This is a genomic window from Actinoplanes sp. SE50/110 (assembly GCF_900119315.1).
Classification (GTDB): Bacteria; Actinomycetota; Actinomycetes; order Mycobacteriales; family Micromonosporaceae; genus Actinoplanes.
The window spans coordinates 3,600,882-3,615,027 of record NZ_LT827010.1; the positions used below are offsets into that span (position 1 = coordinate 3,600,882).

Sequence of the window (14,146 nt, forward strand, 5' to 3'; positions counted from 1 at the left end):
CACACAGGATCGGCGCATACGGTCGTCGGCATGTGGTTCTCGGTGACGCGCCGGGTCCGGCACGCCGCCGGCCATCATCCGCTGGCGGCCGACACGGTCTTCGGGCTGATGCTGGCGTTGCCGGCGCTGGCCGCGGTGGTCCGCCACGGTGACCGCCCACTGCTGCCGGCGGCCGGGGCCGCGGTGCTCGGCAAGGTGCGCCCGCAGGTCCACTCCGGCGCGGAGCTACCGCGATCGCGGTAGCCCCGTCGGGTCACGCCGCGGCCGGCGGTCAGCCCGGCGCGCCGATCCGTACGATCCACGCTGTGCAGAACGCCGCCGGGAAAGCCCGCTGGGATGAGGCCATGTCCGGGTGGCGGTCCGGCTTCATGCCGGCGCCCGAGCAACTGTGCCGTCAGCGGTCCCGCCTGCTGGCGCTGCGGGGACAGCGTCTGCGGGCCGGCGCGGTCACCTGGGATCCGGCCATGGACCGGTGGCAGCCGGCCGGTCCGGTGGTCCTCCGGTTCGATCGGGGCGACCGGCTGGAAATCGCCTGGCAGGGCTGGGACGACCTGTCGATCACGTGGAACACCGTCGACCTGACGACCCCGCCCGTCATCACCGGCCGGCCGCACGAGTGGCGTTCCTCCGTACCGCCCGCGCTGGCTGCCGTCGAGGGTCGGATCCTGACCGGCTGGGCGGTGACCGAAGACCCGTACTTTCCCGGCGGGACCGACCTCACCGGCGAGCTGCCGATGGATGCGGTGGCGGGCTGGGTCATGCAGGGCCTGTTGATCCGGTTCGGTGGTTCCGACCTGCATGTCCACGCCGGCGCGGACACGACTCTCGTGTCGGCGGGCTGCACGGAATCCACTACTCGGGTGGCCCATCACGGCCTTGTGCCGGACGCCGCGTAGAGGTGCGGAAAGGCCGGCGGCTTCGCTGGTCGGGTGGCGGCCCCGTCGGCGTGACGAAACCGTCGAATCCCCATGCGGAACTGGGGATCCCATTCTGTGGTGGACCGATTCCGCAGGCGAACGGGCCGTCGATCGCGCAGTGGAGCACATTGTCGCATCGGCGCCGCCGCGTTCACCGGGTCCCTCCACGGCCGGCCAGCGGCCGGCGCCTCCGCGGGAGAGTCGGCGCCGGTTCCGGAACCCGATGTGATGGTGAGATTGGTATGCACCGATCGCGGCGCCGGATCCGTACAGTTCGATGCCAAGGTGGCCGTCGACATCCCCCTCGCTGCGGCCCCTCCATGGAGGAATGATGCGGGTTCGCAACTATGCCTACGCCGGGGTGGCCGCCGCGCTCAGCGTCGCGCTGGCGGTCACCGGTACGGCCCACGCCGATGCCACGCCGGCCGCCGCGGTCGCCGTCGCGCCGCCGGTGATCAGCGCCGACGCCACGATGGTGCATCTGCAGAAGCTGATGAGCTTCGCGCAGGCCAGCAACAACACCCGGGTGATCGGCAGCACCGGCTTCACGTCGACGGTCACCTACATCAAGCAGCAGCTGGACGCGTTGGGCTGGCAGACCACGGTGCAGAACTTCACCACCGGCGGGAGGGCCGCGGCCAACGTGGTGGCCGAGTGGCCGTACGGCGACGCCACCCACGTGGTGATGGCGGGCGCGCACTCCGACTCGGTGTCGGCGGGTCCCGGGATCAACGACGACGGCTCGGGCGTCGCGGCACTGCTGGCCAACGCGGCCGCGATATCGCAGGCCAAGCTGAAGCCGCAGAAGCGGATCCGGTTCGGTTTCTGGGGCGCCGAGGAGCAGGGCGACGTCGGTTCCGGCTACTACGTGTCGCACCTGGCCGGCGGCGAGGCGAAGAAGATCGACGCGTACCTCAACTTCGACATGGTCGGCAACAAGCCGGAGAACGGCCGGGCGGTCGGCTGGAGCCTGTACGTCGAGGGTCAGTCGAACGGACTGAACGCGCCGTTCCAGACCTATTTCAGCGCGCAGGGGATCACCGTCAACCCGTCGCTGAACACCGACGACCGCTCCGATCACGCCGCCTTCAAGCGGGCCGGGGTGAAGGTCACCGGGGTGAGCTCGGTGCGCAGCCTCAATGCGCTGGGCGCGTGTTACCACCGGTCCTGCGACAACCTGACCGATGTGAGCCAGACCAGCATGGGGCTGGCCGCCAACGCGATCGCGTCCGCGGTCTGGTCGCTCGCCGGCACCGCCTGACCGCAGACGGGGGCCGCCCCCGGTGGGGTTGCGGCCCCCGGTTCGCGCTGTCTACTTCTTGGGCGCGTTGCCGGCCGGCTTGGCCGGCGGGGCGACCGGCTTGGTCACCGGGGCGGCCGGCTTGACCGCGGTGCTGTGGTGGGTCTTGCCGTGCATGCTCGCGGCGTGACCGTGGTGGGTCTTGCCGTGCATGCTCGCCGCGTGGCCGTGGTGGGTCTTGCCGTGCATGCCGGTCACGTGGCCGTGGTGGCCCTTGGCGTGGGTCTTGCCGGGCATGCCGGTGGTGTGTGTCGTGCAGTGGTGCGTGGCTGTCTTCTGGCAGGTCACGGGCGTGCCGGCGGTGGCCAGGGCCGGGCCGGCGCCGATGGCGAGCCCGGCCGTCGCGGCCAGACCGGACAGCACGATTCCGCGCATCAGGTTACGCATGAGTTCACCTTTCTCAATTCCGGTATTTCCGGACGAAGCGACCGTAGGACGTCCCTCTCCGACGACGCGCCGACACCCGCGGCACTATCAGGTAATCCCTGACGTGTGTGTTCTCACGGTGTTCTCATCATCGACGGGGATAATTTGAATCACTTGTCGTGAAGGGGACGCGGGCGTCGACCGGAAGCGGCCCCTTCTCGGAGGTGGCGCGCAGAGGTGCAGGACAGCGCGGCGGTGCTGCCCACCGCCGGGCCGGATGCCGCCCGGACCGCCGACGGGCACGAGGCCGCCGCGCTCTGCCCGGCGCCGACGATCCTCGTGACGAATGGACGCGCGACCGATAACGTCAAGGCTTCCAGAGACACTGGTCAATTTCCTGGAGGTTTGATGAGCATCCGCAGACGGGCGACAGCCGCCGCCGGTGCGCTGATCACGGTGGCGGCTCTCGCCGTCGGCGGCCCGGCGACGGCCGCCGCCGCGGCGCCGGGCGGCATCACCCACGAGCAGAATCCGCGCGTACCGGAGGGTGCCGTGTGGACCGAGGTGTACTTCCCGTCCGCCGACCACAGTGGCGTCGAACTGCACGCCGATGTGCTGCGCCCGGCGAACCTGCCGGCCGGGGCGAGGACCCCGGTGATCGTCGCCGTCGGGCCGTACTTCTCGCACACCGGCCAGACCGGGCCCGAAGGGTGGACGCAGAGCGGGCCGTCCAGCCGGTTCGCCGACTTCACCAGCGGCACCGACCTGTTCGCCCGCGGCTACAGCTACGTGATGGTCGACCTGCGCGGCTTCGGCGGCAGCACCGGCTGCCTCGACTGGGTGGGCCCGGGGGAGCAGGCCGACGTCAAGGCGGCGATCCGCTGGGCGGCCGGCCAGCCGTGGTCGACCGGCCGGGTCGGGATGTACGGCAAGTCGTACGACGCGGTCACCGGCCTGGTCGGCAACGATCTGCGGCTGCCGGCCCTGAAGGCGGTGGTCGCCCAGGAGCCGGTCTGGAACATGTACAACTACCTGTTCAGCAACGGCGTGCCCCGGCCCAACGTGACCGGTACCCCGGCGGCGTACAACGGCATCGCCACGCTCGCGCCGCTGCCCGACGACAGCGACCACTACAGGGCGAACGCCGCGTACGAGTCCAGCCACCCGGAATGCCTCAGCGACAACCTGAAGAACAACGACAACCCGGACCCGGACTCGTCCTACTGGCGGGCGCGCAACCTGGCGGCGCGCGCGAAGGGCACCGGCACCCCGCTGTTCGTCACTCAGGGCTTCATCGAGAACAACACCAAGCCGGAGGACATCCAGGAGTACCTCGGCAACCACCACGGCGTGGAACGCGGGTGGCTCGGGCAGTGGGAACACGTACGCGGCAATCAGACCGACGACCAGGGTCAGCTTCTGCAGGGCCGGGCCGGATTCTTCGACGAGGTCATGCGGTTCTACGACCGCTACCTCAAGGGCGTCCTCCCGGCCGTGCACGACCCGGCGTTCGCGATCGAGGACAGCACCGGCGTGTGGCGTGCCCAGCCGGCCTGGCCCATCCCCACCTCGGTGACCTCGGCGAAGCTGACCGACGGGCAGTACGTCGACGACGGCCTGCCCTCCGCCCTGGCCGCGACCGGTGTTCCCGGCGCCCGGCAGTGGGACATGGAGCACGCCGCCGACCCCGCACCGGCCACCGCGCGGGGGCTCGCGCCGCTGCCGGCGGCCGGTGACACGCACAGCTACCTCACCTGGTCGACGCCGGTCACCACCCGGCTGCGGATCACCGGCACCCCGCGGATCGCCCTCACCGCCAGCGCGCCCGGCAACGTCCAGGTGCGGCTCTGGGACGTCGCTCCCGGCGGATCCGCGGTGATGTTCGACGAGAACGTGGCACTGATCGCGAAGGCCGGCCGGGTCGGCGTCGACCTCAAGGCGACCGACTGGACCCTGGAATCCGGCCACCAGCTCGGCGTGCAGGTCGGCACGATCGGCAGCGGCACCTGGCTGGACACCCCGAGCGGCAACACCATCCAGGTCAGCCGGGCGCGGCTCAGCCTGGCGCTGCAGGACCCGGCGCGGGACGTGCCCACCCAGGGCGACCGGTCGCCGTTCCTCGACACCTACCTGCGGCAGTACACCCGGACGCTGACCGGGGTCGGCGCGGGCAGCTTCCCGCTCGCGCTCCGCGGCCGGCACTGACGGCGGCGGACGCCCGCCGGTGCTTCAGCCGGTGGGCGTCCGCCACGGGTCAGCCGGTGACGCCGGTCCAGGAGGCCGGGATGTGGGCGAGGCGGACCCGCTGCGGGTGGTCGCCGACCGGCACCGAGACCACCTTCTGACCGGTGGCGAAGTCGATCGCGGTGACCGCGTCCGCCCCGCTCTCCGAGATGACGCAGTCCCGGCCGTCGCCGCTGACCGTCGCCCAGTACGGCTTGGCCGCCGGCACCAGGGTGCCCTCATGCAGGGTGGCGCGGTCGACCACGGTGGCGTAGTCGTCCATCGTCCCGGCCACGCACAGTTTGCTGCCGTCCGGACTCATCGAGAGGCCGTGGTGCCGCGAGTCGTTGACGAACGTGGTGCGGTCGTCGCTGGTGGCCGGATTCTTCGGCAGTGTCTTCACCCGGGTGATCTTGTCGGTGGCCACGTCGTACTCGATGAAGCCGTTGAAGAACGAGACCTGGAAGTAGAGCTTGGCGAAGTCCGGGCTGAAGACCGCCGGACGGATCGCGTTGGACAGGTCGCTGCGACCGAAGGCGTTCAGCCGGGAGCGCATGTCGATGGTCTTGACGATCTGCCACGTGCCGGTGTCGACGACGGTGATGTGCCGGTCGCCCTTGGTCCAGTCCCAGCCCGGCGCGTCCAGGCTGGTGTCGACGTTGCCGATGGACATGTTCCAGAGGTAGCGGCCGCCGTTGGTGAACACGTTCTCGTGCGGTTTGTCGCCGGTGCTGAACGAGCCGAGCTGCGCGCCGGTGTTGATGTCCAGCACGTGCACGGTGTTGGCGGTCGACGCGGACACCGCCACCTTGGTGCCGTCGGGGGAGACGGCCATGTGGTCGGCGCGGAACCCGGAGACCGGGAACCGCCATCTGATCTTCCCGGTGGTCAGGTCGATCGAGACGACGTCGGCGAAGCTGGGCCGGGAGGCGACCAGCGCGGTGCCGTCCGGCGTCGAGTACATGTCGTCGACCAACTGGTCGTGGCCCTCGCCCGGCCCCTGCTGGATGCCCAGGTAGAAGGCCAGCCTGATCGGGTTCAGATAGATCTCGGCAAGGCGTTGCGTCTTGTCCGGTACGACGTTGATCCGCCCGATCCGGGCGAAGTCGCCGCTGGGTTTGATGACGTCCGCGGTGCCCTCCCAGTTGTTGCCGACGAACATCACCTCCCGCAGCGGCTCGGCGGCGGTGGCGGCGGCGGAGGAGGGGATGATGGTGCTGGCGGCCAGGGTGGCCGTCGCGGCGGCACCGAGCAGGCGCCGGGACAGTGTGCCCATGGATGCTTCTCCCGGTGAGCAGGCAGAAAAGGCGGGGTGGCAAACCCGGAAGGGTTCTCATTGACGCAAGTGGATGCTAAGCCGATGTGGCGCTGATCACAAGGAGTCCGACCGCCCCGTGCGAGCCTTTTTCACGTTCTTGAACGGGCGTGGTTTCGGAAAGATTTACGCGGGACCACTCACGTGTGCCGGGGATCAACCGATGGTGCGACTGTGGGTATGGTGCCGGCGCGCGGGCGGATCTGGCTGAGGGCCGGGTTCGCGGTGGGTGCTGTCTTCCTGCTCGCGCAGTTCGCCGCGATCGTACCGGCCGCCCGGGACTGGATGAATCGGTTCACTTGGCTGTACGAGCTCCGGCAGGACGCATTCTACCTGGTGGCGGTGGCGCTGGTGGCGGCCCGGGCGATGCTGGTGCGTCGCGATCGCGGTGCCTGGTCGCTGATGGCCGCCGGGCTCGGCTGCTACGCCGTGGGTACGGTCTGCTGGGTGGCGGTGTTCGTCTGGCAGGACCCGCCGCCGTTCCCGTCGTTCTCCGACGCGATGTGGCTGGCCTACTATCCGTTCGCCTACGCGGCCGTCCTACGGCTGCTGTGGGTGCAGCGGTCCCGGATCAGCATGTCCACCCTGCTGGACGGGCTGATCGCCGCGGCCTGCGCGGCGGCGTTCGCCTCGGTGCTGTTCCTAACCGGGTTCACCGGTCTCACCGGGCCGGCCACCTCGGTCATGGTCAGCCTCGCCTACCCGATCGCCGACATCGCACTCTCCGGCCTGCTGCTCGGCGTGTGGGCGCTCAGCGGCTGGCGCACCGAACGGGTGTGGCTGCTGCTGCTCGCCGGAATGGGCACGAACACCGCCGCGAACGGGCTGCACGCGTTCGACACCACGCACGGCTCGTTCGTCCCGGGCAGCTGGGAGGACGCCCTGTGGGCGGTCGCGCTGGCCGGGGTGGCGCTGGCCGCCTGGCAGTACCCGGAGCGACCGGAGCGCCGGGCGCCGGCCCGGGCGACCGTGGGCGTGGTGCTGCCGGCGGTGCTGGCCTGTGCCTCGATGGGACTCCTGCTGTACGGCAGCTGGCACGAGTACGTGTTGCCGCACGCCAGCAGCGCGTTCGCCGCCATCGCGATCATGGCGGCGGTGGCGCGGATGGTGCTGACCGTGCACGCCGTGGCATCGCTGGCCGACGCCCGCCGGCAGGCCCGCACCGACGACCTGACCGAGTTGCCCAACCGGCGGCTGTTCCAGGAGACCCTGGACCGCGACCTGCACCAGCGGGACCCGCAGCGGCCGATGGCGGTCGCGATCATCGACCTGGACCGGTTCAAGGAGATCAACGACAGCTTCGGGCACCACCTCGGCGATCAGCTGCTGCTGCTGGTCGCCGCCCGGCTCGGCGAGGCGTTCGGCGGGGACGGCATGCTCGCCCGCCTCGGCGGCGACGAGTTCGGCCTGCTGCTGCCGGCCGCCGACATGGATCGGGCGCTGCAGGTCGCGACCGGACTGCTCACCGCGCTGCGCCACCCGTTCGAGCTGGAACAGGTCACGCTGCACATCGACGCCAGCATCGGGCTCGCCGTCTTCCCCGACCACGGCACCGACCGCACCACCCTGCTGCGGCACGCCGACACCGCCATGTACACCGCCAAGAGCGACCACAGCGGCCTGGCGATCGCCAGCGGCGCGGCCGACGACGACACCGGCCGGCGCCGGCTGACCACCCTCGAAGAGCTGCGCACCGGCCTGGACAACGGCGAACTCGTGCTGCACTACCAGCCGCAGCTGGACCTGGTGTCCGGCGCGGTGTCCGGGGTCGAGGCGCTCGTGCGCTGGGACCACCCGACCCGCGGCCTGGTCTACCCCGACGGCTTCCTGGCCCTCGCCGAGAACGCCGGGCTGATCGGCCGGCTCACCACCCAGGTCCTCGAGATGGCGCTGCAGCAGTGCCGGGACTGGCGGGCCGCCGGCCTCGACCTGACCGTGGCGGTCAACCTGTCCGCCTCCAACCTGCACGACCCCGGCCTGCCCGGGCACGTCGCCGCGGCGCTGGCCCGATACGGCGTACCGCCGGCCGCCCTGCATCTGGAAGTGACCGAAGAGGTCCTGATGCGCGACGCCGCCCGTGCCACCGAGACGCTCGACCAGCTGCGCGCGATGGGCATCCGGCTGGCCGTCGACGACTACGGCACCGGCTACTCCAGCCTGGCCTACCTGCACGCGCTGCCGGTCGACGACCTGAAGCTCGACCGTGCGTTCGTCGGGCACTGCGACACCGACCCGCGCAGCGCGGCGATCGTGAAGAGCACCGTCGAGCTCGCCCACAACCTCGGCATGCGCCTGGTCGCCGAGGGCGTCGAGAACGAGGCGGTCCTCGAGCGGCTGCGGCGCTGGGACTGCGACCTGGTGCAGGGCTACCACCTGAGCCGGCCGCAGGCCCCGGACCGGCTCACCCCGTGGCTGCTGGAGCGGCAGGCCGTCCTGCTCGCGGTGTCGCAGGGAGGTCGCGGGTGAGGCCGCACCGCTCCAGCGCCGCGGCGACCGCCGGCCGGCAGCGGACCAGCTCCAGCCGTACGCCCCGCTGCCGGGCACGGTAGGTCCATTCCAGGAACGCGGCGATCGCCGCCGGACCGATCGACCGGGCCGGCGCCAGGTCGACGGTCACGACGCCGCCCGTGGCGTGCCGGAGGCGTTCGGCCAGGTCCGCTTCGAGCCTGCGCAGCCCGTCCCGGTGGAGGCGGCGGGTGACGCGCAGCGGGCGAGTGGGACCGATCAGTGGGAAGACGCGTTCCCTGGTGGCGGTAGGCATGTGACCACGCTCCTCAAGGCGCTGAACCACCACCATAGAAACGACGCAGATTTCGACGCAACCTGTCTCCCTCGAAAGGGAACCACGGTCAGGGCCGCCGCCGGAGATGGCCGGTGGCCAGCAACAGCGCCCGGGCGAACCGGTTGAGGTCCACGCCATCGAGCTCCCGCACGGCGAACCAGCCCACCTCGCTGATCTCCTCCCGATCCGGGACCGGCGTCCCGGCGGCGACCTCGGCCCGGTAGACCGCGGTGACGTAGGCGACCCGGTCCCCGTTGGGATAGCGCACCTCGAAGTCGTCACCGCCGAGCACCTCGAGCAGTCGCGGTGGGCCGATCACGATGCCGGTCTCCTCGCGGATCTCCCGCACCGCCGCGGCGGCCGGCGACTCGCCGATGTCGACCGCGCCGCCGGGAACCGCCCAGCCGTCGGCGTCCCCGGCATGGCGCACCAGCAGGATCCGGTCCCGATCGTCGACGACCAGGACCGACACCGACGGCAACTGGATGAGTTCGTGGCCGATCATCGCCCGCAGCCGGGCCAGATATGGAGAAATGCCCATCGGCGCACCATAGCCACGGCCCGGTCCGGCCCGGATGCCGGATTCCGTTCCCCCTCCGGGCGGCCTACGCTGCCGGCATGATGATCAACTGGCTCGCGCGGTGAACGGCTACCGGCGATGACCCCGCGAACCGACCTCGTCATTCCGGCCGACCTGGTGGCGGGCCTGGACATCCCGTCGCTGGCCGTCACCGACGCCACGCCCGACCCGGTCTGGGCGCCGGTGCCGATCGGCCAGAACACCTTCCGGCGCGATCCGTCCCAGCGCCTGCCCCTCGATCCGCGCACCGCCGCGACCACGATGCGGCACCGCCGGCTCGCGCCGTGGGGTCCGCCGGCCCTGTTCGGTACCCTGATCATCTACTGGATCTCGCTCCACCGGCACGACCTGCCGCTCGCCGTCTCGCTGGCCGGCCTCGCGGTGTACCTGGGCACGATCGTCGGATGGCAGCGGGTGACCGCGGGGCTGCCGGCGCAGCGGCCCCGCCGGCTGCCCTCCGGTGATCTGCGCATTCCGAAGGTCCCGGCCGAGGTCGCGGCGCAGTGGACCGTGCGCAACCCCGGCGTGACCGTCACCGACGAGCCGATGCCCCGCCCGCACTCCCGCCGGTTCTACGCCGGCTGGGCGATCGGCCTGCTGTCCGCGACGGTTCTGCTCGTCGTGGTGCTGGCCGAGGACGGCCGGGAAGACGACATCCGGCTCTGGATGCTCGTCCCGATGTTGTTCGTCAGCGGCATCGTCATGGCGTTCCGGATGCGGCCACCGGCGCGCGGCAAACCGGAATACACCCTGCTCGGCTGAGGGTCAGGTGGCCGACGGGCTGGGCAGCGGGCCGCGGTCGACGAAGCTGAACGTGTAGATCGGGTCGCCGTCGCCGACCTCCTGCACGTAGAAGGCCTTGCCGTCCCACAGCAGGTAACCGCTGGAGTCGTTGTAGATGTAGTACGCCGGCCGGCCCTGGTCCTCCTTCTTCTCGGCGGGGATCAGCTCGAACTGGGTGCCCGGCCCGGTGAAGCACTCGGACGGGGTCAGCTTCGCCGACTCCGCGGTGATCCGGACCCCGAGACACACCGGACGCCCGGGCGTCGACGCGGCCAGTGACTGGATCAGGACGTCGACGCCGGCCGGGATCAGCGCGAACTCCGACTTGTGCCCGGTGCCGTCGCCGGCCTGGATCTCGGTGTCGTGCGACTCCATCGCCAGATCCCGGTCGAGCTGGACGGAGTGGATCAGCGTCTTGTGTCTGCCGTTCCGGATGGCCTGCAGTTTCTCCAGCGGTGACAGCGACCGGGCCGACGGTTTCGGCGCCGGGCGGTTCGACGCGGCGGCGGTGGCGGGGGAGCTGGAACTGCCGGCGGACGAGGCGCCGGTGCCCGCCGAGCCGTCCTGCAGCCGGTTGCGGATCGTCAGCCCGGCGCCGGCCGCGGCGAGCACGGCGAGCACGGTGGCGACCCCGGCGACCGTACGCCCGCGCCGGGCCTTGACCGGGACCGGCGCGATCTCCGGCACCGGACGGGGCGCCTCGCCGCCCAGCAGCAGATCCAGCAGTTCCCGGGCGGTCGGCCGAGCCTGCGGGTCCTTCGCCAGCGTCCATTCCACCGCGGCGCGCAGCGACTCCGGCACCCCGGTCAGATCCGGCTCGCTGGTGAGGATGCGCATCGCCGTCCCGGCGGCCGAATCGGCGGCGAACGGGCTCCGGCCGGTCGCCGCGAACGCCACCACGGTGCCCCAGGCGAAGATGTCGGCGGCCGGGGTGACCGGCCGTGCATCGGCCGGATCGAAGCGTTCCGGCGCCATGTACGACACCGTGCCGAGCATCTGATCGGTGCGGGTGTGCCGGCTGGTGGCCTCGAACGCCCGCGCGATCCCGAAGTCGATCACCTTGATGCCGCCGCGGGCCAACAGCACGTTGCCCGGCTTCAGATCCCGGTGGATCACCTCGGCCCCGTGGATCGCGGTCAGCGCCGTGGCGATCCCGACGGCGACACCCTGCAGCGCGGCCCCGGACAGCGGCCCCCGCTCGCGCACCTCGACCGCCAGGCTCGGCCCGTCGACGTACTCCACCACCAGGTACGGCGGCTCATGATCGGGATCGGCGTCCAGCACCTCGGCGGTCGAGAACGACGGCACCTGCCGGGCCCGGTTCACCTCACTGCGGAAGCGTCCGCGGAACTCCGTGTCGTGCGCGAACTCCGACCGCACCATCTTGATCGCGACAGGACGCCCACCGTCGCTGTCGCGGCCCAGGTAGACCGTGCCCATGCCGCCCTCACCGAGCCGCCCGACCAGCTCGTACCGACCGAGCCGGACCGGATCTCCCGGGCGCAGCGGCATGCTCATCCGGATCTCTCCCCCTCCGCTTTCGCGCCCCGGGAGTCTACCCATCCTGATCATCACGGCCCGGTTGCCGGTCCGGCCGCCCGGCCCCGTCCAGCGGGGCCAGGGATTTCGCCGCGCCGGCAGACGTCGTCGGCTGCCGGCGCGGTGGTCACCGTCCGCCCGCCGGGCTGCCGACCGGGGAGGGTTGCGGTTCGCCCGACGGCGGGGGTACGACCGGACGGCCCAGTGAGGTCGACAACCAGTCGAACGCCGGAGCTTCCATGGCCTCCCAGGTGCCGACGTTGTGGCCGCCACCCCCGCCGACGTAGGCGGTGGTGACCGACAGCGGGGCGTGGGCGGCGCGGGCCAGGTCGTGCATGTCGCGGACCGGGATCCTGTCGGTGGTGGCGCAGGCCAGGTACAGGGCGACGGCCGGGATGGGCAGGTGCGTGAGCCGCCACAGGTCGTTGTACACGGTGTTCTCGGCGCCCTTGCCGATGTGGATGCCGGGGGTGGCGTCACCGGACAGGCTGGCCCCGGCGGCGTACCGGTCCGGGTGGCGCAGCAGCAGGTTGGTCGCGCAGTAGCCGCCGGCCGAATAGCCGATCAGGCCCCACCCGGCGGGGTCGGCGCGCACGTGGTAGTCGGCGCGGACCTCGGCCGGCAGGTCGACCGTCAGGAACGTCTCGGCCTGCGGTCCGCCGTCCAGGTTGGCGCATTCGGTGTCGATGGTCGGCGACGGCGTCTGGTACGGGAACAGCACGACCGTGGGCGACATCCGCCCGGCCGTGATCTCCCGGTCCAGGATCTTGCCCACGTTCATCCGGTGCACCCACTGCACCGGCGAACCCGGATAGCCGTGCAGCGCCTCGATCACCGGATAGTGGACATCGGGCTGCTGACCGTACCCGGGCGGCAGATAGACGTACACCGGCATGGTGAGGCCGCTGGCCTTGCCGGCGACCGTGGTGGTGAGCATCTGGCCGGTGGTGGCGCCCGTCTTCGTGGAAGCGGGATGCGGCCCGGTGGCCGCGGCCGCCTCCGCCGGGTCCGAACTGACCAGGCTGCCCCAGGTCGGGTACACGTCGACCTCGTGATTGACCCAGATCAGGCCGGCCGCGGTCGCGGTCAGCAGGCAGGCGGTCAGCGCGGCACCCCGGACCGGTAACCGCCAGCGACCGCCGGCCACATTCCAGAGCGGGCTCAGCAGTACGGCGGTGAGCACCGCGGCGGCGAGGGCGACGAGTTCAGCGCCGAGGCTGTCAGGAGCCACTGTTCACTCCTGTCGTCGGGCCGGGCGAGACCTGCGGCGGTCCGGCCGGGGTTTTCGGCTTCGGCGCCGCCCCCGGGGACCGGCGCGGGACCGGCGGCTGGCTCGGCACCCAGGTGGGCGCCGGGATGGCGGTGTCCAGCGGCGGCGGGGTCTGCCGGATCGCCCAGGCGATCCCGGCCGGGAAACCGTCGACCGTGGTCAGCCGGATGCCGGGCGGCACCGGCGGGGTGGACGGATGCACGGGCGCGGCCACGCCGTGCCCGGCGACCAGCAGCCGGGTGAACGCCTTGAGCACCGGCGCGACCTTCGCCCGCACCAGCGCGATCGCCGGGTAGCGGTCCGGGGCGGTGCCGGCCGCCTGCTCGACGAGGGCGGCGCCGGCGGCCGGGGCGACCAGCGCCCACCGGCGCGCGGTCACCCGCAGGTCGTGGCTCAACAGCGCGGGCAGCGACGCGGTCAGCACACCGGGCCCGGTCGCCGCGGTGGTCGGCACGAACACCACGACGGTCTGCTCCGCGACGCCGGGCGTGACGGTCCACCCCGTGCCGGTCACCACGACCGCCGAATAGTGGTTCGTCGGATGTTGCAGGTAGCCGGCCGGGACGACCACGGTCGGGGCGGCGGACAGATGCCAGCCGGTCCAGCCGCGCGGCTTCCACGGGACGCTGATCTCCTGCCCGGAATCGGCCGAGCCCTGCGCGCGCAACCACGCGTCCAGGTCGCCGGGCCGGGCCGCGACCGTGGCCGGCTCCTGCTCGGCAGCGGGGAAAAGAGCTGCCCAGGACGGATAGAATTCCTCCGAACGGTTGACCGCCAGACCTACCGTCAACAGCGCCAGGGTTTCGGTGAGCAGCACGCTGAGGGCGCGCAGCGGCACCCGCGGCCGCCAGCCGCGCCGCCAGACCACGACGCTGCCGGCCATCGCCGCGACCGCACCGAAGGCCACCAGGCAGAGCAGTGGCACACCGGTCAGGGACATACGTTCTCATCTCGTCGGGGGGTGCGGTCAGCGTGCCGCCCGGTTCATGAGAGCCCTATGAGAGACCCCTTTCGGGTTCTCACCGTCCTCTCATCAAGGGGCTCCTAGGTTCGGCTCGCCCCGTGACACCG

General features: G+C 71.7%; 13 protein-coding genes. 6 read left to right on the top strand and 7 right to left on the bottom strand.

Features of this window, described 5'->3' with window-relative positions:
* Positions 1–30 precede the first annotated feature (30 nt).
* From ACSP50_RS16005 to ACSP50_RS16015, 3 genes are all read left to right on the top strand, one after another.
* The gene (locus ACSP50_RS16005; RefSeq protein WP_014690265.1) at positions 31–243 is read left to right on the top strand and encodes a hypothetical protein; all 213 of its coding nucleotides are present in this window, start codon (positions 31–33) and stop codon (positions 241–243) included.
* A gap of 62 nt (positions 244–305) precedes the next feature.
* Positions 306–896, top strand: coding sequence for a hypothetical protein (locus ACSP50_RS16010; RefSeq protein WP_052311587.1), 591 nt, complete (start codon positions 306–308; stop codon positions 894–896).
* A gap of 352 nt (positions 897–1,248) precedes the next feature.
* Entirely contained in the window at positions 1,249–2,178 is a 930-nt protein-coding gene (locus tag ACSP50_RS16015) for a M20/M25/M40 family metallo-hydrolase (protein WP_014690267.1), read from the top strand.
* 51 nt (positions 2,179–2,229) lie between these two features.
* Here the strand turns inward: ACSP50_RS16015 and ACSP50_RS16020 are convergent, their stop codons facing one another.
* Positions 2,230–2,604, bottom strand: coding sequence for a hypothetical protein (locus ACSP50_RS16020; protein ID WP_014690268.1), 375 nt, complete (start codon positions 2,602–2,604; stop codon positions 2,230–2,232).
* A gap of 387 nt (positions 2,605–2,991) precedes the next feature.
* Between ACSP50_RS16020 and ACSP50_RS16025 the strand changes: the two genes are divergently transcribed.
* Positions 2,992–4,788: a CocE/NonD family hydrolase gene (locus ACSP50_RS16025; protein ID WP_014690269.1), complete on the top strand. Its 1,797-nt coding sequence runs from the start codon at positions 2,992–2,994 to the stop codon at positions 4,786–4,788.
* Between the two features lie 49 nt (positions 4,789–4,837).
* Here the strand turns inward: ACSP50_RS16025 and ACSP50_RS16030 are convergent, their stop codons facing one another.
* Positions 4,838–6,082, bottom strand: a complete 1,245-nt coding sequence (locus ACSP50_RS16030; RefSeq protein ID WP_014690270.1) for a PQQ-binding-like beta-propeller repeat protein — start codon at positions 6,080–6,082, stop codon at positions 4,838–4,840.
* A 219-nt stretch (positions 6,083–6,301) separates the two neighbouring features.
* Here ACSP50_RS16030 and ACSP50_RS16035 point away from each other — a divergent pair, with 219 nt between their 5' ends.
* Positions 6,302–8,587: a bifunctional diguanylate cyclase/phosphodiesterase gene (locus ACSP50_RS16035; protein ID WP_014690271.1), complete on the top strand. Its 2,286-nt coding sequence runs from the start codon at positions 6,302–6,304 to the stop codon at positions 8,585–8,587.
* Here the strand turns inward: ACSP50_RS16035 and ACSP50_RS16040 are convergent.
* Together ACSP50_RS16040 and ACSP50_RS16045 are read right to left on the bottom strand one after the other, a co-directional pair.
* A complete protein-coding gene (locus ACSP50_RS16040; protein ID WP_014690272.1) occupies positions 8,523–8,882 on the bottom strand; it encodes a lipid asymmetry maintenance protein MlaB in 360 nt (119 codons plus the stop codon). The genes ACSP50_RS16035 and ACSP50_RS16040 overlap by 65 nt on opposite strands.
* 88 nt (positions 8,883–8,970) lie before the next feature.
* Complete coding sequence (locus tag ACSP50_RS16045; protein WP_014690273.1) at positions 8,971–9,444, bottom strand: NUDIX domain-containing protein; 474 nt, start codon at positions 9,442–9,444, stop codon at positions 8,971–8,973.
* A 117-nt stretch (positions 9,445–9,561) separates the two neighbouring features.
* On the opposite strand from ACSP50_RS16045, the gene ACSP50_RS16050 reads away from it, so the two are divergent.
* A complete protein-coding gene (locus ACSP50_RS16050) occupies positions 9,562–10,245 on the top strand; it encodes a hypothetical protein (RefSeq protein ID WP_014690274.1) in 684 nt (227 codons plus the stop codon).
* Between the two features lie 3 nt (positions 10,246–10,248).
* Here ACSP50_RS16050 and ACSP50_RS16055 read toward each other — a convergent pair whose 3' ends face one another.
* The 3 genes from ACSP50_RS16055 to ACSP50_RS16065 form a co-directional block, all read right to left on the bottom strand.
* Positions 10,249–11,784 carry a serine/threonine-protein kinase gene (locus tag ACSP50_RS16055; protein ID WP_014690275.1) on the bottom strand — a complete coding sequence of 512 codons (1,536 nt, stop codon included), beginning with the start codon at positions 11,782–11,784 and terminating at the stop codon, positions 10,249–10,251.
* 148 nt (positions 11,785–11,932) lie between these two features.
* The gene (locus ACSP50_RS16060) at positions 11,933–13,036 is read right to left on the bottom strand and encodes an esterase family protein (protein ID WP_014690276.1); all 1,104 of its coding nucleotides are present in this window, start codon (positions 13,034–13,036) and stop codon (positions 11,933–11,935) included.
* Positions 13,026–14,015: a hypothetical protein gene (locus ACSP50_RS16065; protein ID WP_014690277.1), complete on the bottom strand. Its 990-nt coding sequence runs from the start codon at positions 14,013–14,015 to the stop codon at positions 13,026–13,028. The genes ACSP50_RS16060 and ACSP50_RS16065 overlap by 11 nt, the downstream gene beginning before the upstream one ends.
* Positions 14,016–14,146: the final 131 nt, after the last annotated feature.

Coding starts and splice junctions, on each gene's coding strand:
- ACSP50_RS16005 (WP_014690265.1), top strand. CDS start 31: ATGTGGTTCTCGGTGACGCGCCGGGTCCGGCACGCCGCCGGCCATCAT.
- ACSP50_RS16015 (WP_014690267.1), top strand. CDS start 1,249: ATGCGGGTTCGCAACTATGCCTACGCCGGGGTGGCCGCCGCGCTCAGC.
- ACSP50_RS16020 (WP_014690268.1), bottom strand. CDS start 2,604: ATGCGTAACCTGATGCGCGGAATCGTGCTGTCCGGTCTGGCCGCGACG.
- ACSP50_RS16025 (WP_014690269.1), top strand. CDS start 2,992: ATGAGCATCCGCAGACGGGCGACAGCCGCCGCCGGTGCGCTGATCACG.
- ACSP50_RS16030 (WP_014690270.1), bottom strand. CDS start 6,082: ATGGGCACACTGTCCCGGCGCCTGCTCGGTGCCGCCGCGACGGCCACC.
- ACSP50_RS16035 (WP_014690271.1), top strand. CDS start 6,302: ATGGTGCCGGCGCGCGGGCGGATCTGGCTGAGGGCCGGGTTCGCGGTG.
- ACSP50_RS16040 (WP_014690272.1), bottom strand. CDS start 8,882: ATGCCTACCGCCACCAGGGAACGCGTCTTCCCACTGATCGGTCCCACT.
- ACSP50_RS16045 (WP_014690273.1), bottom strand. CDS start 9,444: ATGGGCATTTCTCCATATCTGGCCCGGCTGCGGGCGATGATCGGCCAC.
- ACSP50_RS16050 (WP_014690274.1), top strand. CDS start 9,562: ATGACCCCGCGAACCGACCTCGTCATTCCGGCCGACCTGGTGGCGGGC.
- ACSP50_RS16055 (WP_014690275.1), bottom strand. CDS start 11,784: ATGAGCATGCCGCTGCGCCCGGGAGATCCGGTCCGGCTCGGTCGGTAC.
- ACSP50_RS16065 (WP_014690277.1), bottom strand. CDS start 14,015: ATGTCCCTGACCGGTGTGCCACTGCTCTGCCTGGTGGCCTTCGGTGCG.